This is a genomic window from Methylobacterium tarhaniae (genome assembly GCF_001043955.1).
GTDB lineage: Bacteria > Pseudomonadota > Alphaproteobacteria > Rhizobiales > Beijerinckiaceae > Methylobacterium > Methylobacterium tarhaniae.
Genome location: NZ_LABZ01000099.1, coordinates 1 through 25,063 on the forward strand (window position 1 = coordinate 1; position 25,063 = coordinate 25,063).

The window sequence follows — 25,063 nt, forward strand, 5'->3', positions numbered from 1 at the left end:
GGCCGGGGCGGAGCGGGCGGCGACGTCTCGGTGACGAACGGGGGCGAGATCCGCACCGCCGGCACCTCCGCTGCCGGGATCGTGGCCCAGAGCGTCGGCGGCGGCGGCGGCACCGGCGGCGAGGTGCAGGGCGCCGCCAAGGGCAAGCTCGACCTGAAGCTCACGCTCGGCGGCTTCGGCGGCGTCGGCAACGGCGGTGGTGCGGTCTCGGTCGAGACCCTGGCGGGTAGCCGGATCGAGACGTCCGGCGACGGCGCGCACGGCATCGTGGCCCGCAGCATCGGCGGCGGCGGCGGCAGCGCCGGCAGCGTTTCGGCCCGCAAGGACTCCACCCCCGACGCCGTGGGAGCAATCTGGGCCCAGATCAAGCAGTCGATCGGCGTCGCCGCCTACGAGGATTGGGCGAAGGACAAGAAGAACAAGGACGACAAGGAAGCCCTCGATCAGTTCCTCAAGGACATCAAGGAAAGCGACACCTACAAGAGCCTCGCCGGCAAGATCAAGAATTCCGATTTCGGCAAGGCGCTGCAATCCTACAGCAAGAGCGCATCGGACTACCTCAAGGGGCAGAAGGAGGGCAGCGTGAAGCTGCCCGACGTCGCCGCGACCCTGAGCATCGGCGGCGATGGCGGCGCGAGCGGTGTCGGCGGCTCGGTCAAGGTCACCAATGCCGGGACCGTCGTGACGCACGGGATCCTGTCCCACGGGGTCGACGCCCAGAGCGTCGGCGGCGGCGGCGGCCAGGGCGGCCTCGCCTTCGCGGCGGCCGGCAACACGACCAACCTCTCCGGCCTGGTCGGGGGCAAGGGCGGCTCGGGCAATGTCGGCGGCGCGGTCGTGGTCGAGAACAGCGGCACCGTCGTGACGGCGGACGACATGTCCTACGGCCTCTCGGCCCAGAGCGTCGGCGGCGGCGGCGGCCGCGGGGTCGCCGCGACCCTGGCCGGGGGCGCCAAGACCGCTGCCAAGCCCGGCGGCGACGGCAAGGGTGACTCCAAAGGCGACGGCAAGGACGAGGTGCGCAGCTACACCCTCACCGTCGGCGGCAATGGCGGCTCCGGCGGCGACGGCGGCGACGTCAAGGTCGAGAATACCGGCAGGATCGCGACCGCCGGGGTCGCCGCCCATGCCATCGTCGCCCAGAGCGTCGGCGGCGGCGGCGGCGCCTTCTCGACCCCGGTCGCGAAGGCGGCTGCGGCGAGCGGGGGCGACGGCAAGGGTGACGGCAAGGGTGACGGCAAGACGGGGGCCGGAGAGACCTCCGATTCCGCGACCCTGGTGACGGCGCTGATGTCGGCGCTCGGCATCGAGAAGCTCGCGGAGCCGGAGGCGAGCGGGTCCGCGCCCAACAAGTCCTACGGCGTCACGCTCGGCGGCTCCGGCGGCGCCTCCGGCCAGGGCGGGGCCGTGACGGTGACGCAGGGCGGCAACGTCACCACGACCGGCTTCGGCGCCCTCGGCCTGTTCGCGCAGAGCATCGGCGGCGGCGGCGGGACCGCGGATGCCGCGGCGAGCTCCGGCGGGTCCAAGTACACGTTCGGCTTCGGCGGCGCGGGCGGCACCTCCGGCAATGGCGGCGCGGTCACGGCGACCCTGAAGCAGGGCGCGCGGGTGACGACCTCCGGCGATGTCGCGACGGCGGTGATGCTGCAATCGATCGGCGGCGGCGGCGGCTATGCCGGCGCCCACCAGGTGATGGGCTACACGGTTCCGTTCCTGTTGCGGGAGGGATCGAGCGGCATGGGCGGCGCGATCACCGCCACCGTGGAGCAGGGCGCCGCGATCCGCACCACCGGCGAGCAGGCGCATGGCCTCTACGCGCAGAGCCTCGGCGGCGGCGGCGGGCTCGTCGTCGATCTCTCCGGCCTGACCTCGGCGGCGCCGGAGCCGCCGAAGGGCCGGACCCGCTCGGAGGGCAAGGGCGGGAGCATCGCCATCACGGCGACCGGCGCGATCGAGGCCCTGGGTAAGGATTCCTACGCGATCTTCGCGCAGAGCGGCGTCCAGCGCAGCGACGGCAGCCTGGATCCCACCCGCCGGCCGGGCGGAGCGATCACCGTCACGGCGAAGGGCCTCGTCACCGGCGGCAGCGGCAGCGGGGCGGCGATCCGCATCGATGGCGGCGGCGGCAACACGATCACCCTCGACGAGCGGGCGGTGGTCGGCGCGGCCTCGGGCCGGGCGATCGTCGGCTCCTTCGCCGACGACCGCCTCGTCAACCGGGGCACGGTCCTGGGGGACATCGACCTTCAGGGGAGCAGCGCGCTCAAGAGCGACCGGATCGAGAACGGGGCGAGCGACTGGCACGGCGCCATCCTCCGCACGCGCCAGGACGGCATCGTCAATGTCGGGGCGAACGGCCTGGTGCTCAATCAGGCCATCCTCGACATCGGTGGCGTCGGCACGGTCGCCCGCACCACGATCACCGGCAACTTCCGGCAGCTCGACGGCGGCCGCCTCCTGGTGGACGTCGCCCCGGGCGCGCGGGACGGGGCCCTGCGCAGCGACCTGCTCGTCGTCAGCGGCACCGCCGCGCTCGGCGGCACGGTCCAGCCGAACGTGATCGGCGGGCTCCTGCCGGGCCAGTACACCTTCCTGACGGCGGGGCACCTCGGCGAGACCAGTGCCACGGCCCCCGGCACGGTGATCCAGCCCGGGTCGATCCCGATCAGCTGGGCGATCGTGCAGGCCGGCAACAGCCTCTCCTTAAGCCCGCAGGCCAACTTCACCGCGCCCCGGAACATGGTCTTGACGGCCGACCAGCGGGCGGTCGCGCAGTCGCTCCAGAGCGACTGGGCGGTCAGCGCGGCCGGGGCCCAGGGACGGTTCGCCCAGTTCCTGAAGGTCGGCAGCACCGCGAGCTACGCCGACGCCCTCGACGAGATCACACCGGAAGCGAACCAGTACGTGCTGACCGACCGCACGCTCGACGCGCGCGCCGGGCTGAAGCGGGCGATGAGCTGCCCGGCCTTCGTCGGCACCGGCACGCTGCTGCGCGAGGGCGAATGCGTGTGGGGCCGGATCACCGGGACCCGCACCAGCCTGTTCTCGTCGGCCGACGACAGCGGCTACCGCCAGACCGCCCTGAGCTACCAGGCCGGTCTCCAGACCGAGTTCAGCCCGGACTGGTTCTTCGGCCTCTCCGGCGCCTATACCCGCGCCGGCCAGAGCGGGTCCGACCGCATCACCGGCAATGTCGGCGATGCCGGGGACTTCTCGCTGGCGCTCAAGCACCAGGCCGGCCCCTGGCTCCTCGCCGCTTCGGCCAATCTCGGCTATTCCTGGCAGAGCAACGTGCGGGCGATCGGCATCGGTGGCGATACCTGGCTCGCCCGCAGCAAGTCCGAAGTCCTGACCGCCGGCGGCCGCCTGCGGGGCAGCTACCAGTTCCTGTTCGACGGCTGGTACGTCAAACCCTATGCCGACCTCGACGTGCTCTACGCGCACAGCCCGGCCTATTCCGAGATCGGGGCGTCGGCCTTCAACCTCGACGTCCGCAGCCTCGACAAGGCGCTCGTGGCCTTCAGCCCGAATGTCGAGATCGGCGGGCGCATCGATCTCGAGGCCGGCCGCTGGATCCGCCCCTACGCCACGCTCGGGGTGATGCTGCTGTCGGACAACCGCTTCATCGGATTGGCCAGCTTCCGGGGCGATGGTCCCCAGGCGGCCTTCGTCACGTCGTCCCGGATCCCGGACCGGCTGGGCGAGGCCGGGGTGGGATTCCAGATCGGGCTCGGCAACGGCATCGAGCTGACCGGCGAGTACCAGGCCAATGTCGGCGACCGCTACCTGTCGCAGACCGGCACCGCCCGGATGCAGGTGCGGTTCTGAAGGAGCGTGGGGGCGATTGCCCCCACGAACCGCCGGTCGGGCGGGCGGGGGGCGGCTCCCGGACCCAGGAGGGACGAGCGGAGACGATCCGCGGTCAGCGCGTGCCCGCCACCACGATGCTGCGCGCCACCCTCAGGGATTCCGGCTTCAGGGCCATCGGTCCGTCGAAGGGTCTCTCGTGCAGGGCGATCACGCCGAGCGTCGTGACCATGGCGGCGGCGAAGAGGAACAGCGTGACGATCTGGGCAGCGGGCCGCTCCCAGTGCACGAGGCCGATCGAGACCATCGTCAAGCCGGCCAGCACCAGCAAGGTCAGCCACTTCGTCTCGTCCTGCTCCGACGCGACGAGCGCGAGGCGCTCGCCGCGGGCCGAGCGCAGCCCCATCACCGCGGCCAGGAGCGCCGATTGCGCGGGCTGGCCGGCTTCCGCGCCGGTCCGCGGGTCGGCCGCCGCCTGGAGGAGGCGGGCCAGGGCCTCGCCGGCCTGCGGAACGCCGCGGCCGGTCTCGGCCATGGCCGGCCATTCGGCGTCGATCACCGCGTCCAGGTAGCCGGCGAGCGCCTTGCGCAGGTCGCTCATGTCCGGCGCCGCGGCATGGCTGAGATCGTAGACGGCCAGGGCATGGGCGCGCTCGGCCTGGACCACGCGGGACGCGGCGCGCTGGCGCTCCCAGGCGTCGTTGGCGACGAACCCGGTCAGCAGCGCGAGCAGCACGGCGAGCACGCCGATATAGGTCGGCGCGATCCCGATGCTGATCCTGCCGATCCAGGGCCGGGTCCAGGGCAGGTTCGTCACGAGGCTGATGACCGCGCAGACCCCGAAGACGTAGGCCGCCAGCAGGGAGAAGACCAGCCAGACCGGCAGGTCGAGCCAGAAACCGAGGATCATGGGAGCACCCGAGACGCGTTCGTGCCGCGGACGTTAGCCAGCCAAACCCTCCGGATCGGTGAATCGCAGGGTCGGAACCGCGTCGTGCGCCCCGGAGAGCGCGATCGATGAACCTGACGCCGTCGATCCCGCCGGCATCGGCGTTCAGACAGATGTCCTCGACCGCAGGACGGCGAATGAGCACGTTTCCCCCGCCGGAGATCCGTCGCAGACCGCGATCGATGCGTCCAGCTGTCTGGTCGTGGCCCACGCCAAGGAGGTCTCACAACCAGACTCCGATCGCGATGTGAGGACGTCCTGGTCGATGGTCCGGGGCCGGCGACGCGCGATGGCACGCCGCAGCCGGCTCTACTCGGCCGCCAGGCCCAGGATGGTGCCGAGCGGCACGACCAGCGAGGCGCCCACGAACACCCCGTCCCGCGCCCGGCGGGCGCTGTAGGGCTCGTAGAACGAGTCGGCGTTGACGAGGTACTGGACCACCGGTTCGAACCCGACGCCCTGGCCCAGCTCGAACCGGGCATTGGCCTCGACGACGAGCTTGTCGCGGGGATAGGCCAGCCCGTTCCCGCCCGAGACGCGGTTGGCCTCGCCCAGGAACGCCGCGAAGGCCGAGTTCAGGCGCTGCCATCCCAGCCGGAACCCGTAGGTGTCGTCGGGGCGATCCCGGTCGGGTCCCGAGAGCAGCATTCCCGCAAAGCCGTGGAAGCGGACCGGAACCGTCGTGTCGAGGGCAGCCCGGTGCTCGCATAGAGCGTGAGGGCGGTCGGGTTGCGGGCCTGCGCGTCCGCGCCGCCATCGGCCCGCCACACCGTCCGGCTCGCCGTCAGCACCAGGCCCGACGTCCCCGACCGCCGGAACGCCGCCCCGGCCGGGCCGAGGCCCTCCGCCAGGCCGGCGATCGCCCGGACGCTGTCGTCGTGATCGGCGGTGTTGACGAAGCCGGTGAGCGAGACCCGGCCGGGAAAGCGGCTGGACGCGTAATCCGTCCGGACCCCGAACTCCGTCATGACGGTCGCGCCGGCGATCCGCTCGGTGCCCCATTCGGTGCCGCTGAGCCGGTTGGTGTCCGGATTGACGCTGAAGATCCCGGCCTGGACATAGGCCGACGGCGTCGGCCTGTAGGCGGCATTGGCGCCCCAGACCCCGTAGAGGCTCGATGTCCAGCCCGCATTGAGGGCGAGCAGGCTCTGGTAGCAGGTGGCGGTCGTGCCGCAGGGCGGCAGGGCGTAGGTGCGGTCCGGATGCGTGCGGCCGATCTCGACGACCAGGCGGTCGTCGAGGAGGCGCTGCTGGTAGGTGAGCAGCGACAGGCGCGTCGGGAACGGGTTGTAGGCCGGCTGGTAGCCGGCCACGCTGTCGCCGATGGCGTCGGCCATGTGCAGGTTGCGCACCAGCCCGAACACGCTCTGCGTGACGCTGATCGTGCCCCCGGCGATGCCGGCGAGCCGCTCCAGGTCGGCGCTCATGCTCAGAACCAGGTAGCCGGCATGCGCGTGCCGGCCGGGGCGCAGGCCGAGGGTCGGGTTGGCGGAGAAGAAGCTGTAGGCGGTGATGTCGAAGGTCAGGCCCCGCGCGGCCGTTTCCGTCGCCCAGGCCGCCAGCGGACCGTGGCGCTCCGGGTCCTCTCCGCTCCGGGCGGTCCGCGGAGCGGCAGGATCCTTCGACGCACCGGGCGGATCACCCGCAGGCGGGACGATCTGAGCCAGCCCCGGTGCCGGGCCGAGGGCGAGGCAGGCGACGGGCAGCACGGCGCGGAGACGGGCCCGGCCGCGCATCGCGCGACCGGGACGGAAGGGAAGGGCGGTCCGGCAGGCCGGTGCCGTCACGCCGCCCGTCCCCGCACCATCGGGCGGGCGGGGGCCCCGGCCCATTCGGTGTTAGCGGGAATCGCCTCGCCCTTCATCACGATGGTGAGCGGTCCGAGCCGGGCGAAGTCTCCGATCCGCGTGTCGTACAGGACCGTCGTCAGCGCGCCGACACTCACGCCCCGTCCGAGTTCGATCGATCCGACCTTCATCACCCGGTCCTCGAACAGGTGGGTCTGCAGGTTGGCGGTGGCGTTCACGGCCGCGTGGTCGCCGATCCGCACGCAGTCGAACTCGGTGAGGTCGGTGCTGTCGAGGAAGACGCCGGTGCCGACCTTGGCCCCGAACAGGCGCAGGCCGGCCGGCAGGAACGGCGTGCCGCGCAAGGTGTCGAGCAGGACCGCCCCGGCGGTGCCCCAGTAGAGCGTGGTCATCGCCTCGGTGCGCAGGGCCCACCAGGACCACAGGCCGTGGTTGCCGGGCCGGTACACGCCCATCACCAGCCATTTCAGCGCGAGCACGATGCTGGCCAGGATCAGCGCGCAGCCGGTGGCGGTGGCGACGAGGAGGGCGAGGAAGACGCCCGTGCTCTGGTGCTCCAGGGCCGGGAACAGCACGTATTCCGCCGCGAAGGTGCCCAGCGTGATGAACATCATCGTGGGCATCGAGGCGCTGAACAGCTCGAACACGGCCCGCAGCCACCGGCGCCCGGCGGACGGCCGGAAGGTCATGGCGGTGGCGGCGTCGTCGAAACGCTGGCGCAGCGGCAGGCGCAGCGGCGGGCTGCCGAACCGGATCTCGCCGGGCGTGAGGGCGGCGTCGGCCGGGGGCTTCGACTTGATGCCGATCAGGCAGCCATCCGGGATGTCGGAGCCGGGCGGCAGCACCGAGTCGTTGCCGAGGAAGACCTTCGACCCGACGCGGACCTTGCGGACCGTCATCCAGCCGCGGCGGATGTCCTCGTCGCCGACCACCACCTCGTCGGCGACGAAGCACTGGTCGCCGATCTCGATCGCGTCGAAGCGGCTGGAGAAATTGGTCGCGACCTCGGTGTCGCGGCCGATCCGGGCTCCCATCAGCTGGTACCAGCGGCGCATGTAGACGGTGGAGAACAGCGAGCTCAGCGTGTCGAGCATCACGTCGCAGGCGAGACCCACGGTCCATTTGCGCAGGTAGAGCCCGGAATGGATCGAGTAGGTCCCTTCCTTCACCGGCGGCAGCACGCACCAGCGGATCGCCGTCACCAGGAGCGCGGTGCCGAGCACCAGGAGCATCGCGGTCGGCCAGGTCAGGACCGGCAGGTACCAGTGGTAGTCGAGGCCGACCAGGGCCTGGATCACGGTGTCGTAGCGGTCGAACAGGTAGAAGGCCGGGAAGATCGGCAGCAACGCCAGCGCCGGCATCAGCAGGATCATGACGGTGTAGTAGGCGATGCGGAGAGCCTGCACCGCCGGCGCCGGTTCCGGCGCGGGGGCCGGCCAGGCGCCGGGATCGACCGTGCCGACCGCGCGACCGGGCGCGCCGTCCCAGTGCGTCCACGCGGCCACGCGGGTGCCCGGCAGGATCGCCGTCAGGTCGGCGAGTTCCGCTCCCTCGCCGATCGTCGCGTCGTGCCCGATGACGCAGGACGTGCCGATGGAGGCCGAGGATCCGATCGCGACCGGGCCGATGACCAGCTCGTTGCCGACCACCTCGGCATTGGCGATGCGGAGCTTCCCCCCGAGCGTCACGTCGTCGCCCACGGAGACGAGGTCGATCGCCCCGGCCTCGAGCCCGCTGACGATGCTGCGGCGCCCGATGCGTGCTCCGAGGAGCCGCAGGGTGAAGGCGGCGAGCGGCGTGCCCTGCATCCGATCGAGATGGGTGAGGCTGACGCATTGCTTGGCGAGCCACCAGCGGAAGAAGTAGGCGCCCCAGAGCGGGTAGCGCCCGGGCACCGTCCGCCACAGCACGGCGCGCTTGGCGAGGATCGCCGCCGCGGTCACCGCGAAGGTCACCGCCGCGTAGACGCCGAGCAGCATCGACACCTCGGCGGGGCTGATGACCTCGTCGGTGGTGATCAGCTCGTAGGCGATGAAGATCGTCAGCCACGGCCCCAGGCGGCCGAGCAGCAGGAACGGCAGGCACGCCGCCTGGGCGAGGCCGCACAGGATCCGCCGCATCCGGGGCGGCGGCGCGAAGGACAGGTCGGCGGCGGCCGCGCCGCCCGAGGCGGCGGCCCGCTCGTCGAGGCGGGCGGCGATGGCCCGCAGGGAGCGCAGGCCGTAGACGTCCTCCAGGGTGAGGCTTGCGAGATGCGGGGTCTCGCGCACCGCGGCGAGGAAGCGCGCCGCCAGCAGCGAGTGGCCGCCGAGATCGTTGAAGAAATCGGCCTCGAAGGCGAGGGTCTGCCCCGGGAAGAGCGGCCGGGCCGCCGCGAGGAGCGCCGCCTCGGTGGCGCTGCCCGGCTCCTCCTGGCTCTCGGTCTCGGATCCGGCCGCGAGGGGGAGCGCTCGCAGGGCCTTGCGGTCGGTCTTGCCCGAGACGAGCCGCGGCAAGGCGTCGACCGCCTCGAGATGCGCCGGCACCATGTAGGGCGGCAGCTGCGCCTTGAGCGCTGCGCGCAAGGCCGCCGGGTCGAGGGCAATGCCCGCCTCCGGCACCACGAAGGCGACGAGCCGGTCGATCCCGTGATCCTGGCGCAGGACCACCGCCGCGCCGGAGACCCCGGGCAGTCCGGACAGCCGCGCCTCGATCTCGCCGAGCTCGATGCGGAAGCCGCGCAGCTTGACCTGGTCGTCGATGCGGCCGTGGAACAGCAGCCGTCCGTCCGGGTCGATGCTGACGGCGTCGCCCGACCGGTACAGGACCGGATCGCCGCCGTCCGAGCCGAACGGGTTGGCGATGAACTTCTCGGCCGTGAGGTCGGGCCGGTTGAGATAGCCGGCGGCGATGCCGGGGCCGCCGATCAGCAGCTCGCCTTCCTCGCCCGGGGCGACGAGGTCCAGCCGCTCGTCGACGACGTAGCAGCTGTAGTTCGGGATCGGGCCGCCGATGGTCACGGGCGCGTCGGGCGTCACCGTGTCGATCGTGGCCACCACGGTCGCCTCGGTGGGGCCGTAGCTGTTGAACACGGTGCGCCCGGGCCGGCACCAGCGCTGCCGCACCGAGGGCGGGCAGGCCTCGCCGCCGAGGATGATGATCCGCAGCGAGGGCACGTCCTCCGGCATCATCGCCAGCAGCGTCGGGACGGTGTCGAGGACGGTGATCCCCGCCGTCCGCATGACCCGAGGCAGCGCGTCGACCTCGCTGAGCGTGGCGGGCGAGGCGACCCACAGGGTCGCGCCGGCGAGATAGGGGATGAAGATCTCTTCCAGCGACAGGTCGAAGGCGACCGAGGCGCCCTGGAAGCACACGTCGTCGCCGGTCATCCCGTAGACGGCGTTGCCGGCGCGCAGGTAGTGGCAGATATTGGCGTGGCTGATGACGATGCCCTTGGGCTTGCCCGTCGAGCCCGAGGTATAGATCGCGTAGGCCGGATGGGCCGGCGTCACGCCCTCCCGGCGCAGGTCGATCGCCGGGCCTTCCTCGGCCGCGAGGGCCGCGAACGGGACCGACCGGCCCGCCAGGGCGGCGTCGAGCCGGGAAGCCGTGACGGCGTCGGTCACCACGAGGTCCGATGCGCAATCATCCAGGCACTCGCCGACCCGCTCGGGCGGCGCCTCGGCGTCGAACGGGATGTAGGCGGCGCCGCTCTTGAGAATGCCGAGCAGCGCCACGTGCAGGTCGAGCGAGCGGGTCATCCACAGGCCGACGAACCGGCCCGGGCCGGCGCCCCGCGCCCGCAGGGCCCGGGCGATCCGGTCGGCCGCCGCCTCCAGCTCGGCATAGGTGAGCCGGCTCTCGCCGAAGACGACCGCAACATGGTCCGGCCGCGCCGCGGCCGAGTGCGACACGATCTCCGGCAGCAATTCGTCGCGCCGAAGTGCGGGATCCTTTTGGCCTCGAAGGATGCTCCGATAAACGAGAGCGGGACGCATATTCACGGAGGCAGCCCCTCAACGACCATTTACCCGAGGAGCTTTGGCCGTCCACCCGTTGAGAAAGTGCTAGCAGATGACGCGGCTGCTCTGTGCCAACAGATTTCGTTCACCCTCCCGCCCGAGCCCGCCGGGCCCCGGACCACGAACCGGATCAGGATCACGTCGGCTCGGAGCCATACTCCAGGGCGGGGCACGCCCTGCTCAGAGCTGGCTCGATACCGGCAGGCTGTGGACCGCAGCGGAGTCGAAGCAGACGAAGACCGGCTCGTCGAGGCGCGGCCGCTCGCCCGATGCCTGGAGGCCCGGGATCCGCGACACGATCTCGACCTCGTCGTCACCGTCGAGCGCGACGCGGTACTCCGTGCTGCTGCCGAGATAGTTCATCTCCGTCACGCGTCCGCTCATGATTGCGGCCGCCGGCGGCGTCCCCCGATCCCGGTTCGCGACGAGCGTCACGCGCTCGGGCCGGATCATGACCGGGGCGCCGGCGGCCTGCGAGAACGGTCCGCAGGCGAGGAGGCCGATGGCGTCGCCGCTTCCGGCGATCCGGAACAGGCCGGTGCCGCCCTGCTGCTCGACGCGCCCCTCGAAGATGTTGGTGCCGCCCATGAACTCGGCGACGAAGCGCGTGGCCGGCCGCTCGAAGATCTCCTCCGGTGCCGCGATCTGGTCCATCCGTCCCTTGTGCATCACGGCGATCCGGTCGGACAGGAGCAGGACCTCCTCCTGGTCGTGGGTCACGAGCAGGGTCGAGATGCCGAGCTGACGCTGAAGCCGCTTCATCTCGGCTTGCAGGTGCTGCCGCAACTCGCGGTCGAGGGCGCCGAACGGTTCGTCGAGGAGCAGCACGTCCGGCTTGATGACGAGGGCGCGCGCCAGGGCGACGCGCTGCTGCTGGCCGCCGGACAGCTGCCGGGGATAGGAGTCGATCCGGTCGGCGAGGCGAACCGCCCGGAGCGCCTCCTCGACGCGGAGCTTGATCTCGGCCTTGGGCACCGAGCGCATCCGCAGGCCGAAGGCCACGTTCTCGCCCACGCTCATATGGGGAAACAGGGCGTAGCTCTGGAACATCATTCCGACATGCCGCCGATGCGGCGGCACGCCGTTCACCACCTTGCCGGCGATCGCGATGGTGCCCGAGGTCGGGGTGACGAAGCCTGCCAGCATGCGCAGCATCGTCGTCTTGCCGCAGCCGGACGGGCCCAGCAGGGACACGATCTCGCCCTTGCGCACCTGGAAGTCGAGATCGCGCACGGCATGGAAGGCGCCGAAATGCTTGTTGATGCCCGCAGCATTGACGGCCGGCGTCTCAGTGCCCATGGCTCACCCCGTTCTTGTCGCCGAAATGCCCCTTGATGACGAGGACGGCGCTGAGTGCCGCCGTGACCAGCATCGTGTATCCGGACATGGCGGCGATCGATGGTTCGATCTGGTAGGACAGGCTCCCGAAGATCTGGATCGGGATCGTGGTCTGGCGGCTCGCGAGGAAGTACGTGACGATGAACTCGTCGAACGAGGTCACGAACGCGAAGACGGCGCCGCCGAGAAGGCCGGGCATGATCGCCGGCAGCGTCACCTCCCGGAAGGCCCGCGCCGGGGAGGCCCGAGGCTGCGGGCCGCTTCCTCCTGGGCGATGTTGAAGGTCTGGAGGCTCGCCCCCACCGTGACGACGACGTAGGGCACCGACTGGAGCAGGTGGGCGGCGACGAAGCCGGCGAGCGTGTCGTCGAGGGCGAGCGACAGGAAGACTCGGTAGAGCGAGAGGCCCAGCACCACGTGGGGCAGCACCATCGGGGAGATCAGCACGCCCCGGAGCAGGGCCTTGCCCCGGCGCGGCCCGCGATCCAGGCCCAGCGCCGCGGCGGTGCCGACGAGGAGGGCCAGCGGCGTCGAGAGGCCGGCGACGATCAGGCTCGTCACGATGGCGCGCCGCCACGTCTCGTCCTGCGCCACGAAGGCGTACCAGCGCAGCCCGAAGCTGCGGGGCGGGAACGACAGGTAGGTCTCCGTGGTGAACGACTGCACCAGGAGCACGACCTGCGGCGCGAGCAGGAAGGCGAGGACGAGGCAGGCGGCCGCCGCGAGCAGCCTCGCCCCGAGGGTAGGGGCGGTCCGCGTCGTCATCGGCTGCTCTAGGTTGTCAGGCGCCGCTCGGCCCAGCCCGAGGCCGCCATCACCCCGCCGACGACGAGCAGCAGCACGATCGCGAAGGCCGAGGCCCGCGACCACTCGAACTGGTTGCGCACCAAGTCGGTTATCACCATGGGCAGCGTCGTCACGAAGCTTTCCCCCATGATCACCGGCGTCAGGTAGACGCCCATCGTCAGCACGAAGACGAGCGTCGCCCCGGCGACCGCCCCGGGCGGGCTCAGGGACAGGGTTACGTAAAGGAATGTGCGCAACGGCGACGCCCCGAGGATGGCCGCGCTCTCCTCGGCGGCCGGGTTGATGGTCGTCAGGCTGGCGAAGAGCGGCAGCACGAGGAACGACAGGTAGACGTGCGTGACGCCGACGACCACGCCGAACGTGTTGTAGAGGAGCGGCAGCGGCGCATCGATGAGGCCCAAAGCCTGGAGGCCGGTATTGATGATGCCTTCGCGGCCGAGCACCAGCAGCCACGCCACGTTGCGGACGATGACGCTGCTCAGGAGCGGCGAGACCACCACCAGCATGATCGCCAGCCGGGTCTTCGGCCCGGCGCGGCGCATGAACAGCGCCAGCGGGTAGCCGAGCACCAGGCACGACAGCGTGACGAGCGATGCGAGCCGCAGGGTGTGGAGCAGGATCGTCAGCGTGATCCCGTCCGTCGCGAAGGCGGCGTAGTACTCGCCGGTCGCGGCCTGGAGCCTACCCGGCCCCTCGGCGGGCGTGACGCTGGCGACGACGAGCAGCGCGAGCGGCACGAGCAGGAAGGCGGCGTAGAGCAAAGCCGATGGAGCGAGGAGGAGCCAGGGTCGACGCGACCGCTCCTCCGCTAGGGTTGCGCCTGCCATCACCCGGCTCCGCTCACGCGACCTTCCAGGCGTTCCAGCGCCGGCGCCAGGCACCGGTCTGGTCGAGGATCAGATTGTAGTCCTCGGGCACCGCGCGCTTGAAGTCCGCCTGGTTCGCGACGACGACCTTCCTGGCGGTCTCGGGCGTGTACGTCACTTGGCGGCTCGGGCTCGCGTAGAACAGGGCCTGGGCGAGACCGCTCTGGCGCGGGGCGCCGCAGATGTAGTTGATGCACTTCTTCGCCAGCGCCGGGTTGCGCGCACCGCGGGGAATGCAGAACGGATCGGAGCGGACGAACATGCCCTCGGCCGGCGCCACGAAATCCACCGGCACGCTCTGCTCCTGCAGGGTGTAGACGCGGCCGTTCCACAACGGCGTGATCCACGCCTCCTCCGTGCGCAGCAGCTGCTCGGCCTGGGCGCCGGAACCGCTCAAGGGCGTGCTTGCGGAGGGCTTGGGCACGTATCGCGGCTCTGCGCCTGGGGCCCGAGGGACCGCCCATCATAGGCCTGGCGAACAGCCCAGACCGGATATGCGGCCGGCGTCTTGCAGAACTCGGCGGCGGTGGTCTCGGTGTCAGGTCTTTCAAGGGTTTGAATATTTGGAATTACTCCGAAAAATGACCGCGCTGCAGCCAAGCTTGACGGTGCATTCGGGGGGCGAGAATGCTCCGGATACCAGAATGCCGATCGAGAGAAACTGGCGCGCCAACATCAGATTAGGATCAGAGATCCCGCAGTAAAAAACCTTGAAAAACACGCCTCCAAGATGGCGATCCCGCCCTGCAACCCCTCGGCCCTTGAATGCAGCCCGCACCCGTTCGGCTTGGCGGATCGCCTGATCCGCCTTCATCGCCTAACCGAATTGCGGCACCGGGCCCGGCAGTTCGACGCGCAGTATTCCTTTGGAGGTGGCGCACTCGCCAAGCATACTCATTTAGAGGCGTAGCGCGATCTGCCGCCTTTGCGGCCCGCTATCTACGGAGCACTTGCTATGATTACGTGTGAATGTATAATATCAATTGCTTTTTCTCCCGCTTCGGGATTGATTAGCTACGCTTCGCTCTTCGTGCCAGGGATCGGGCACATGCCTCACTGGTTCAGGCCTGCCCGCTCCCACCCAGGATAATGCTGTCCAGAGGCTGCCGAGCATGACCACCAATCGGGATGACTTCTTCACCCGCGTGCGGCGTCTATTCGGAGGGCGATTCAGCCAGTCGCAGGTCGATGGCCTGACCTCCATTCTCGACGAGTGGGACAAGCGGATGCCAAACGGCGATATTCGCTGGCTGGCCTATATGCTGGCAACGGCCTTCCACGAAACCGCCCGCACCATGCAGCCCGTGAAAGAAGCCTACTGGCTCAGCGAGAGATGGCGTGAGGATAACTTACAATACTATCCTTACTACGGTCGCGGCTATGTGCAACTCACATGGAAGGACAACTACCGTCGCGCAAGCGACTATGTCGGTGTCGATCTTGTTGCAAAGCGCGACTTGGCGTTGAGGCCTGATATCGCCGCAGCCGTCATGTTCGTCGGAATGGTCGAAGGCTGGTTTCGTGGCGACTCACGGGGCCGACATACGCTTTCGCGTTACTTCAACGTCCGATTGGATGACCCTGTTGGCGCACGGGGCATCATCAACGGGCGAGAAGTAAAAACGATCGGTGGCAGGAGGGTTCTGCTCGCATCGATTATCGCCGGCTATCACGAAGCTTTCTTGAATGCACTCTCGCCTGCGCGGGTAAAAGCTTTCGCCACGCGAGCAGCAGGCATCCCAATCCTCGCGGCCGCAACGGCGCGCGCTGCGCCGCCTGCGGAACTGGAATATGCAACGGAGTATCCCGATCATGACGCCGATATGCCCGGGCCTGGAGCGACTTTCGACACCGTGACGGACCATGACGCAGTCTCCTTCGATATGGGGGCCGCGACTTACAGCGATGCTGAAATGGTCAATGGCGGTACGTTTCCTGTGCGCATGCATGACTCCCACGATATCGTCCGCTACACCGTGGAAATCGTCAGCGCCTATATCAGCCGCAGCAACCTGGAACCCGAATACGTTCCGAGATTCATCGCGAGCGTCCATGCAGCCCTCCAGGGCCTGACCGAAGAGGTTTCGGGGACGACCATCGCAGACGAGGAGATCGATGGTCCTGTTGGTCCGGAGGTCCGCATGGACGACGATCGTCTCGGCCAGTTCGGTCAGGATGCCGACCCGCTCACCGCGCAGGAGAGCACCGGGAGGAGAAATCACGGGAGCACACGAGAGGGTGAGCAAGCGAAGCCGTCATTCAAGAACCGGAACGGCGCACCCGTCGTTCAGACCGGGAGAGGACGATGAGCGTGATCCCCAACAGCTGGATGCCCGATTGTGACATGAGTCGGATCATCTGTCATTGGAGCGCCGGCGGATACAGGGCAAGTTCGATCGATCGAAAGCACTACCATATTCTGATTGAAAAAGATGGTGAGCTCGTGCGGGGTGTGCATTCCATTGCCGACAATGTCTCGACAAGCGATGGATTCTATGCTGCCCATACGAAGGGCGCCAACACCAAATCAATTGGCATATCCGTGTGTTGCATGGCCGGTGCACATGAGAGCCCCTTCAAGCCGGGATCGAGCCCCATGACGGAAGGCCAATGGGAGGCCATGGCGCAGGTCGCTGCCGAGCTTGCAGACCGTTACGGCATCGCGATCACGCCTAAAACGGTGCTCGGGCATGGTGAAGTCGAACGTGAGCTTGGAAGGCCACAAGATGGCAAATGGGATCCGCTGGTGCTGCCATGGAATCCAGGTCTGTCGAAAAGCGAGGTGGGCAAACGGTTCCGAAGCCGTGTTTCGGCTTTCACATCTGCCCCTCGCGGGCTGACTGTCGCCTCAGGGCAGGATATGGTTGGAGATGCTTTTGTAAACATCAACGGCACGGTCGTGCCGAATGCCGTCTTTTCCAACGGGGATGTTTTGCTGCCGGCTTTCGGGCTGGAGACCCTGCTGAATTGGAGCATCATCCGCCCCGGCAATGGGCAGGCCTGCGTGACGATCGGCGGCCAACAACTCGAATTACACGGACTGACATTGACGGACGAGCAGGACGGATCAAGGTCGGCACCTTCCCAGGACATGTATTTGTCTTGCAACGAGATTGCCGCTTCTCTCGACGGATCCCTGGCATTCGACCAAGAACGGGACCTGGTCACACTGAGCTGGAACGCCGGCCATCTCCGGTAAGATTTCTGCGACGCTCCCACCGGTCAATAAAAACAAATCCAGGAGGAGATCACATGGCACAGAGCTATTCTCTTCACCTTGGACTCAATTCCGTGGATGCGTCCCACTATCGGGGATGGGACGGTCGGCTGCGCGCCTGCGAGGCAGACGCCAACGACATGGCGGCGATTGCCCGCTCCCTCGACTATGGGCATACGACGGTGCTGCTCACGCGGGACGCGACCGCGCGGCGGTTCATCGACGCAATGGTGCAGCTCTCCCGCACGCTCCGCCCTGGCGACCTGCTCCTGCTCACCTATTCGGGCCATGGCGGGCAGGTCCCGGACATCGCGGGGGGTGACGAACCCGACGGGCGTGACGAGACCTGGTGCCTTTACGATCGGCAGTTGCTGGACGACGAGATCTACCGCCTGATCGGACAGTTCCGGCCGGGTGTGCGCATCATGGCGCTGTCTGACAGTTGCCACAGCGGCTCCGTGCTGCGCGAGCAACGAGAAGCCGGCCTTCCGTCCGCACTCGATATGGCCCGCCGCGCGGCCGATGTCGCCGGTCTCGACCCGGACGACGCACAGACCCTGCGCGAAGGCGTCGGACGCGCGGCGCCCTTCGAAGTCACGCGTGATACCTACGAGGAGCACGCGGATCTCTACCGCGCCGTCCAGGCCGCCGCGACCGGGGCCAAGCAGGTCGCTCCCCAGGCCGAAGCGATCCTGATCTCTGGCTGCCAGGACAACCAGGTCTCGCTCGATGGCGTCCGCAACGGTTTGTTCACCGCGAACCTCAAGCGGGTGTGGGATGACGGCCGGTTCACCGGCGGTTACCCGCTTTTCCACCGGCGCATCGCCAGCCGCATGCCGCCCAGCCAGACCCCGAACCTGTTCCGTATCGGCGCGATCAGCACGGCATTCCTGAACCAGACACCGTTCAAGGTCTGAACCGACGCGATCCGTCGCGTCGAGACAAGAAACCCTTCCATGCCAGGCGGTGAGGCCATGCATCGACTCGCGGTTCCGGGCTCGCCCGATCCCTTGGCCAAGGCGCAGCCTCCCGTGACCGGTCGGGCCGCCGCGGCGCTGGGCGACGCCGGCCTCCGTGTCGATGTCGAGCATGCCTTCCGCATCGAGGCGACACGGGCGGCAGCGCCGGTCGCGGTCCCGGCGGTCGCCGACGACGCCGTGGTCGAGATCGAACTCGACGGCGGCGTCGTCTTCTATTCGCGCGTCGACGACCTGCCCGAGCGGCTGAGGCTGCCGCAGGCGCGTGGCGCCTCGGCAGAGACCGCCGTGATCGAATTGCCCGTGGTCGTGCCGCTCGGCGAGCGCGAGCGCGGCTTCGGGGACTGGGCCATCCGAGCCCTCCGCATCCTGGGCCTGAAGGCTGGCGAGGCCATCGGCGGGGACGGATCGGGCCGGCTCGCCCAGGAGTCGGCCCGACGGATCGCGGAGGCGCTCGAGAGGCGCCAGATCCCCGAGCCCGGACTGAAGCGGTGGCAGGGGCGCGAGCTGATCGGCCTCGGCGATGGCCTGCAGCCGGCCGGCAAGCCGTGGCTGGTGTTTCTCCACGGGACGGCCTCCTCCACCCAGGGCAGCTTCGGCGGTCTGGCCGAGCGCAGCGCGGAGTGGCGGCAGCTCGCTGCCGCCTACGGCGACCGCATCCTGGCCCTGGAACATCGCACCCTCACCGTCAGCCCGATCCAGAACGCCATCGACGCCTTGGAGGCGCTGCCCGCGGACGCGGTGCTGCACCTGGTCAGCCACAGCCGAGGGGGGCTGGTCGGAGAGCTGCTGTGCCGGGGCGGGCTCGTGGACAGGCCGGCCGACTTCCTGCCCGAGGAGCTGGCAGGCTTCGACGAGGGGAGCCGGGCCGCCCTCCAGCGGCTCGGCGACCTGCTCCGCGACAAGAAACCCGTCGTCGAGAGGTTCGTGCGCGTCGCCTGCCCGGCGCGGGGGACGATCCTCGCCTCCGACCGCCTCGATCTCTGGCTCAACGTCACGCTGAATGCGCTCGGCCTGGCCATCGGCCTGGCACCGGCCCCCGTCCTGAGCGAAGCGTACGGGTTCCTCAAGGCCCTGACGATCACGGTGGTCAAGGAGAAGGCCGACCCGGCCACCCTGCCCGGGCTGGAGGCGATGATCCCCGGACGACCGCTGGTCGGCTTGCTGAATCGGGTCGGCACCACGACGGGAGCCGACCTCTCGGTGATCGAGGGTGACATCGAGGGCGCGGGGATCCTGGGCCGTCTGAAGGTCTTCGCGACCGACGTTTTCTATCGTGAAGATCACGACCTGGTCGTGAATACGAGCGCGATGAGCGGGGGCATGGCGCGGCCCGCGGGCAGGGCCCGCGTGTTCTCCGACAAGGGCTCCTGGGTGAGCCACTTCGGCTACTTCCGCAATGCGCGTACCGCCGAGCTGGTCGTACGCGGCGTGCTGCGCAAGGAGGGCGATCTCGCAGGCTTCGCGCCGCTCAATTCCTCGGACGACCTCCCCATGCCCCTCGTCTCCGCCAGGCGGGACGGCGCATCGCGGCCGATGGTCTTCGTGCTCCCCGGGATCATGGGCAGCCATTTGACCATCCATGGCCAGCGGGTCTGGCTGGACGTGCCGCAACTCGCTCTGGGGGGAACGGGCCGGCTCCGGATCGGGGCGGCCGACGTCACGCCGGAAGCTCCCATCGGGCTCTACTACGCCGAGCTGTGCGCGCACCTGGCGCGCACCCATGAGGTGCGGCCCTGGTCGTATGACTGGCGCCTCTCCGTGCGGAGCACGGGCCGGCAGCTGGCGCAGGCGCTCCGGGACGCGCTTGCGGCCACGGACCAGCCGATCCGCATCGTGGCCCATTCCCTTGGCGGGCTGGTGGCGCGATCCGCGTTCCGGGACGGCGGGCTCTGGCAGCAGTTCCGCGACCGCGACGGCTCTCGGCTGGTGATGCTGGGCACGCCCAACGGCGGCTCGCACGGCATTCCGCTCATGCTGCTCGGCCGGGACCGGACCCTTCAAGCGCTCGCCATGCTCGATGTCACGGCGAGCCGACGTGAGCTCCTCGACGTCGTGAGCCGGTTCCCCGCCGTGCTTGAGATGTTGCCGCACGATCCCGACTTCAACCTCTTTACCGCCGCGGGTTGGTCCCGCCTCGCGGATCTCGACCTCGATCGGGCGGCTTGGGCGCAACCCGATCAAGCCGACCTCGCCGACGCACGGGCGGTTCGCGACGATCTCGCGGCCGGACCGTTCGATCCCGAGCGGATGGTCTACATCGCCGGCCAGGCTCCAACCCCTGAGCGCCTGCTGATCGCTGCCGGCCCGGCGGGAGGGCAGCAGGTGCTGTTCGGGATGACAGAGGAGGGAGACGGGCGCGTGCCCTGGCGCACGGGAATCCTGCCGGGCATGCGGGCATGGTATGCCCCGGCGGCACACGGCGACCTCCCGCGCTACCGGCCGGGCTTCGCGGCCATCACCGACCTGCTCGTGCAGGGCACGACCAACCGTCTCCCGGCGCGGCCGGCCGGCCTGCGGGGAGCTGCCACGGTGCGGCCCGTGCTGCGGGAGGTCCCGACGATCCATCCCGATTTCGAGGAGATGGCCGCCGCCGCGATGGGCGGGACACGCGCCGCGCCGGTTGCACCGGCCGCGCCGCGGGTGCGCATCACCGTGATCCACGGTCACGTCGCCATGGCAGACCATCCGGTGATGGTCGGGCACTACGAAGGCGACACGATCGCAGGCCCCGAACGCGCGTTGGACCTGCTCCTGAACGGCCGCCTGACGCACCGGCGGCACCTCGGGCTGTACCCGGGGCGACGGGGCACGTCCGAGGTGATGCTCGACCGCAGGCAGCGTCCCGAGGGCGCGGTCGTCCTCGGGCTGGGGACGCCCGGCACGCTGACCGGAGGTCTCTTGGAAGAGATCTACCTGGGCGGCTTCCTGCGCTACGCCGCGGCCGAGGAGGAAGAGTGGTGCGCGCAGGGCCAGTCGCAGGCCCGCCGGCTGCGCCTGTCGACGGTTCTCGTCGGCGGCGGCGAGGGCGGGCTGTCCGTCCGCGAGTCGCTTCGCGCGCTGCTCGTCGGGCTGCAGCGGGCGCAGCGCCTCCTCCAGAAGGGGCCGCGCTACGTCGAGCTTCAGGTCGTGGAGTTCCTCGAGCACCGTGCCATCGAGATTTGGCACGAGCTCGATCGACTCAGCGGTCACCTCGAGCAGGATTCGTGCGACGGGAGCGGCGAGCTCATCGAGCTGGCGCCGTGTGTTCAAATCCGCGACGGAGGGAAGCGACGGATCGGGGAAGGCGGCGATCCGAGCTGGTGGCAGCCGTTGCAGGTCACCATCGACCCGCACGGCCCCCAGAAGCTGATCAGCTTCGCGACGCCGAGCGGCCGGGCTCGGGTCGAGGCCTCCGCGTTGATCTACAATCAATCCATCGTCGATCTCTTCTCGAGTCAGGCGCCGAGCTCGGCCGGCCTCTATCCGGAGATGGGGACGCCCGGTCGCGCCTTGTTCGAGCTACTCTGGCCGGACCACCTCAAGGATCGCAGCCAGGAGGATCGCAACCTGCGTCTGATCCTCGATGCCGAGACGGCCGCGTTTCCCTGGGAGATCATGGACGACCGGCGCCCGTGGCAGGAGCGGGTCGAAGACGGTGACGGAGAGCGGCAGGCGCCGCCGGCCGTGCGGGCCGGTGCGGTCCGCCAGCTCACACGGACACGCTTTCGTGCGCGGCCGCAAGCCCCGCTCCGCTCGACGCGCCGGGCGCTCGTGATCGGCAATCCGACCGCCATCCCGGCGCCCGGCTTCGGCCCGCTCGCCGGAGCCGAGCAGGAGGCTCAGGCGGTGGTGAGCCTGCTTGAAGCGAGCGGCTACGAGGTGGAACGGCTGATCGGCCGGGAGGCCCGGCCCGACCGGATCCTCGCCATGCTGTTCGCGCAGGCGTGGCAGGTCGTACACATCGCGGCCCACGGAGCCGTCAAACACCGGTTCCGGCCGGACGGACCCGAGGTCACGGGCGCGATCCTGGGCGGGGAGTTCGTGCTGGGACCGGACACTCTCGATCGCATGCCGGTGCCCCCGGACCTGTTCTTCGTGAATTGCTGTCACCTCGGGGCGGTCGACAAGGAGGCGGAAGCCGCACGCGGCCGCAATCGGGATTGGCCACACCTGGCGGCCACGGTCTCGGTGCAACTGATCGAGATCGGGGTGCGCGCCGTCGTGGCGGCCGGGTGGGCCGTGGACGACGCGGCCGCGAGGATCTTCGCTCTGGAATTCTACGGGCGCCTGCTTGGGGGCGAGAATTTCGGGGAGGCTGTCAAGGAGGCTCGCAAGCGTGTCTATCATGAGTACCGCGACACGACGACGTGGGGTGCCTACCAGTGCTACGGCGAGCCGGACTGGCGCTTGAACGGCGGCGAGACAGTTCAAACGACCTGGGAGCCGCGTCCTTTCGCGGCCGTGGCGGAGGTGCTGGAGGCAATCGAGAGCATCCGGGGCGACGCCCGGACCGGCGTCGAGCGCGACGCCGACACGCTCCGGCAGCGCTTGGCGGCCGTCGTGGATCTGGCCGGCCAGCGGACCTTCACCGGCCGCCCGGAGGTCGCAGCCCTGCTGGGCGAGGTCTTCGGTGATCTCGGCGACTTGGCGACCGCCCTGGCGTGGTACGATCGGGCCTTCTCCGCCGAGCAGGCTCACACGGGGCAAGTCCACCTGCCAATGCGCGCCATCGAGCGGCGGGCCAACCTGCGGGCGCGCTTGGCGGTGCAGCGCTTCCGGGAGACGGATCCGGCCCAGGCCGACCGCGAGGGCGCGCGCAAGGAGATCGAGCAGTCCCTGAAGGAACTCCGGCGATTGGCACAGCTCGCGGGGAAGACCAGTGAGCGCCTGGCGCTGCAGGGCAGCTGTCACAAACGACTCGCGCAGGTACTCACGGATGCCGAGCGGATGCAGGCTCTGAAGCGTATGAGGGATTGTTACGCCGACGCCGAGAGGCTGACTCGGGAGCGCACGGGATGTGTCGATCCGTACCACCGGCGGATGCAGGCTGCGGCCGTATTCGTGATCGACCTGTGCGCGAACGGGACCGTTTCCGAGCAGGCTCAGACTCTGCTCAAAATCGTACGGACCGAAGCGGAACAGCGTTACGCTGAGGAGGCCAGCTTCTGGAACGGCATCGCCGCTGCCGAAATCAGCGTTCTGGAGTTTATCGCCCATGACGGAAAGGACGGGTCGTGCATGGAGGATGCTGCACAAGGTTATTTCAAGGCTTGGCGGAGAAATGGCTCGGCCCTGATGATGATTTCGGTCCTCGAGCAGATGGATTTCCTCGTAGACGTGCTGAACGACAGCCAGGCGAGCCGGTCGCATGCCCTGCAGGCGGTCGCGGCTCTGCGCGCCGATCTGCAGGCTCAAATGTCCTCGGGGGTCTGGTCGGCGGCCGAATGCGGGCCGGCATGACGTCCGACGATCACGACATCCGACGGGGACGAACCGAAGCTGCGCTCGCACCAGGATCACCGTGGGAGACCGGCTACCGCAAGAGCCTCGACGGGAAAAACCGGGGCGGGTTGCCCGAGGCAGGAGATCGTCCCCTCGAAGGAGGCGCAGACCGTGACCTGATTTTGTCGGAACACTGACGACCGCGTCCGGCCGCATTCGCCCCCGGACTACCGGCCGCGCGCGCCGGCCACCATCCCGGATCTGACCTTCCGGCTCTTGTCATCGGGTGAGCACGGTCACGCAGACGATTCGCAAGCGGATCGAGAAGGCCTTCACCTTCACAGTCGCGGCCCTCAACCTCGTGCGGCTGCCGAAACTCCTGGCAACTCTGGTGACGGCCTGACGTCGAAGCCCCACACCGGCGCTTGCTCTCCAACCCTGCCTCGTTCCAGCGCATCAGGCCCGGCCTGCGCCGCGAAACGTCGCACGGGCGCGACGCCGAGGAAGACCCAGAACGACGCCCACCTGTTTCCAGCAGCCCGTTAGGTCATCTGACGAGCGCTGCCCTCTATCGCCATGTCGTGCTGAAGATCGTGCGCAAGCTCGAGGCCAACAATGTCTTCAGGTTCATCTACGACGTTGGGTTGGTCGAACGGCCGCTGGATTGGATGATGCGTAGGCACTCTGGAGGCTTATCAGTGCTCATCGTGAAATAGAGATGCGGCCTGAGAACACCGGCCGGACCTCCCAGGTCAATGGAGCGAGGCCATCAAGTCCGTGCCTTTTAAGGTGCTAAATACTGGGATTGCCTACAAAAATCGGAAAGCGGGCTGCTAAGCTTGGTGGCACGCTTCGGAGCCGAAAGCACTTCGGACACAGGGAAACCGCCCTGAAGAAAGCGGCCCTTCAAGATCAAGAAAATTAGCAATAAATCGCAAATATTAGACACCTTAAAAGGCGTGGCCATTAAGCCCACCACCCCGAAAGCTCTCGGATGATATCTTCCTTAGCTGCGGAGACACCATTCGTGATATTTATTGTGAGCAATCCCCCCATATCAGACGGTATTTCTGCCCCGGCTTTATGTAACAAGATTATGCGACCGGATTTGCGGCCAAAAAACCCACAAAAATATCCAATCTCAAAAATAACATTCTGTCGTGCTCTCATACTTCCACTCGCGTAGTCGTCAGGCGTCAGTAGTGCGAAAACAAGATCCGCCTTTTCACCATATTTCTCAAGTTTTTCAATGACAGCCTCTCCTTTGTTGGGTTCATTTTGCAGTACAATTGGTTCGCCTATGTTTAATTCGTCGCGGAGAAGGCGAACGAGTTCGTTTTTTGCATCGTGATTATGTCCATGTACTATAAAAATAAATGGCTTCATTTCACCGTCAGAGTACACGATTTTTGCTTTTAGCATAATATCATCAACATTATAGCCAGACCCATATCTAACTATATTCTTGAAGTTTTTCATAAAATTTATTTTATCATCACTAAATCGAGGGGCGGATTTTATGTAGATTCGTGCCTTCGGCAGCAAGGTTTGAAAGTCGCGCAGTAATGAGAATCCTGCAATTTCATAATCCCCGATGCTGGTCTCTTTGTCATCATAAGGAAGGCCAATATCAAGAATAACAAATCGTGTCGTCGGATAGCGCTCAGCTAGTAAATACGCTTCATTCACGGTTTTTGCATGGTAGACATTAAATCCCCCGAAAACTCTAAGTGAGCGCGATACAGATTCTGCGAGCATAACGTCATCTTCGACAAACAATATCCCCGGCTTCTTCCAATTTTTCTGGGTATTATTGATAGAATCATTTTGATGTGAGGAGTCGGACATTTTATCGCCTCATCTGTT

At 68.0% G+C, this 25,063-nt stretch carries 17 protein-coding genes; 6 read left to right on the forward strand and 11 right to left on the reverse strand.

Features of this window, described 5'->3' with window-relative positions; all coding sequences use genetic code 11:
• On the forward strand, positions 1 to 3,831 hold a 3,831-nt coding region (locus tag VQ03_RS35040; protein ID WP_048451585.1), incomplete at its 5' end, for an autotransporter outer membrane beta-barrel domain-containing protein.
• Positions 3,832 to 3,925: 94 nt separating this feature from the next.
• On the opposite strand, the gene VQ03_RS14420 is transcribed toward VQ03_RS35040, so the two are convergent.
• The 10 genes from VQ03_RS14420 to VQ03_RS33050 all read right to left on the reverse strand — a co-directional run bounded on the left by VQ03_RS14420 (position 3,926) and on the right by VQ03_RS33050 (position 14,393).
• Entirely contained in the window at positions 3,926 to 4,720 is a 795-nt protein-coding gene (locus VQ03_RS14420; protein ID WP_048451586.1) for a bestrophin-like domain, read from the reverse strand.
• Positions 4,721 to 5,068: 348 nt separating this feature from the next.
• The gene (locus VQ03_RS35045) at positions 5,069 to 5,407 is read right to left on the reverse strand and encodes a carbohydrate porin (protein WP_053078583.1); all 339 of its coding nucleotides are present in this window, start codon (positions 5,405 to 5,407) and stop codon (positions 5,069 to 5,071) included.
• Positions 5,335 to 6,546, reverse strand: coding sequence for a carbohydrate porin (locus tag VQ03_RS35050; protein WP_280948492.1), 1,212 nt, complete (start codon positions 6,544 to 6,546; stop codon positions 5,335 to 5,337). The genes VQ03_RS35045 and VQ03_RS35050 overlap by 73 nt, the downstream gene beginning before the upstream one ends.
• Positions 6,543 to 10,460, reverse strand: coding sequence for a Pls/PosA family non-ribosomal peptide synthetase (locus VQ03_RS14430; RefSeq protein ID WP_245292085.1), 3,918 nt, complete (start codon positions 10,458 to 10,460; stop codon positions 6,543 to 6,545). Before VQ03_RS14430 ends, VQ03_RS35050 begins: the two co-directional genes overlap by 4 nt.
• Before the next feature lie 288 nt (positions 10,461 to 10,748).
• Positions 10,749 to 11,867 (reverse strand): ABC transporter ATP-binding protein, encoded by a 1,119-nt coding sequence (locus tag VQ03_RS14435; protein WP_053078585.1) that lies wholly within the window; start codon positions 11,865 to 11,867, stop codon positions 10,749 to 10,751.
• Positions 11,857 to 12,105 carry an ABC transporter permease gene (locus VQ03_RS31015; RefSeq protein ID WP_053078586.1) on the reverse strand — a complete coding sequence of 83 codons (249 nt, stop codon included), beginning with the start codon at positions 12,103 to 12,105 and terminating at the stop codon, positions 11,857 to 11,859. Before VQ03_RS31015 ends, VQ03_RS14435 begins: the two co-directional genes overlap by 11 nt.
• A 14-nt stretch (positions 12,106 to 12,119) precedes the next feature.
• Complete coding sequence (locus VQ03_RS14440) at positions 12,120 to 12,671, reverse strand: ABC transporter permease (protein WP_053078587.1); 552 nt, start codon at positions 12,669 to 12,671, stop codon at positions 12,120 to 12,122.
• An 8-nt stretch (positions 12,672 to 12,679) separates the two neighbouring features.
• Positions 12,680 to 13,540 carry an ABC transporter permease gene (locus VQ03_RS14445; protein WP_048451588.1) on the reverse strand — a complete coding sequence of 287 codons (861 nt, stop codon included), beginning with the start codon at positions 13,538 to 13,540 and terminating at the stop codon, positions 12,680 to 12,682.
• A gap of 13 nt (positions 13,541 to 13,553) precedes the next feature.
• Positions 13,554 to 14,003 carry an extracellular solute-binding protein gene (locus VQ03_RS14450; RefSeq protein WP_083467998.1) on the reverse strand — a complete coding sequence of 150 codons (450 nt, stop codon included), beginning with the start codon at positions 14,001 to 14,003 and terminating at the stop codon, positions 13,554 to 13,556.
• A gap of 123 nt (positions 14,004 to 14,126) precedes the next feature.
• On the reverse strand, positions 14,127 to 14,393 hold the full coding sequence (locus VQ03_RS33050; protein ID WP_157064109.1) for a hypothetical protein: 267 nt from the start codon (positions 14,391 to 14,393) through the stop codon (positions 14,127 to 14,129).
• Between the two features lie 298 nt (positions 14,394 to 14,691).
• Between VQ03_RS33050 and VQ03_RS31950 the strand changes: the two genes are divergently transcribed.
• The 5 genes from VQ03_RS31950 to VQ03_RS33055 all read left to right on the forward strand — a co-directional run bounded on the left by VQ03_RS31950 (position 14,692) and on the right by VQ03_RS33055 (position 23,913).
• On the forward strand, positions 14,692 to 15,888 hold the full coding sequence (locus tag VQ03_RS31950; protein WP_083467999.1) for a MucR family transcriptional regulator: 1,197 nt from the start codon (positions 14,692 to 14,694) through the stop codon (positions 15,886 to 15,888).
• Positions 15,885 to 16,778, forward strand: a complete 894-nt coding sequence (locus tag VQ03_RS31955; protein WP_083468000.1) for a peptidoglycan recognition protein family protein — start codon at positions 15,885 to 15,887, stop codon at positions 16,776 to 16,778. The genes VQ03_RS31950 and VQ03_RS31955 overlap by 4 nt, the downstream gene beginning before the upstream one ends.
• 53 nt (positions 16,779 to 16,831) lie before the next feature.
• The gene (locus tag VQ03_RS14460; RefSeq protein ID WP_048451591.1) at positions 16,832 to 17,713 is read left to right on the forward strand and encodes a caspase family protein; all 882 of its coding nucleotides are present in this window, start codon (positions 16,832 to 16,834) and stop codon (positions 17,711 to 17,713) included.
• A gap of 57 nt (positions 17,714 to 17,770) precedes the next feature.
• Positions 17,771 to 23,215, forward strand: coding sequence for a DUF7379 domain-containing protein (locus VQ03_RS14465; RefSeq protein ID WP_048451592.1), 5,445 nt, complete (start codon positions 17,771 to 17,773; stop codon positions 23,213 to 23,215).
• A 407-nt stretch (positions 23,216 to 23,622) separates the two neighbouring features.
• On the forward strand, positions 23,623 to 23,913 hold the full coding sequence (locus VQ03_RS33055; RefSeq protein ID WP_157064110.1) for a hypothetical protein: 291 nt from the start codon (positions 23,623 to 23,625) through the stop codon (positions 23,911 to 23,913).
• Positions 23,914 to 24,163: 250 nt separating this feature from the next.
• Here VQ03_RS33055 and VQ03_RS31960 read toward each other — a convergent pair whose 3' ends face one another.
• The gene (locus VQ03_RS31960) at positions 24,164 to 25,045 is read right to left on the reverse strand and encodes a TIR domain-containing protein (protein WP_083468001.1); all 882 of its coding nucleotides are present in this window, start codon (positions 25,043 to 25,045) and stop codon (positions 24,164 to 24,166) included.
• Between the last annotated feature and the right edge of the window lie 18 nt (positions 25,046 to 25,063).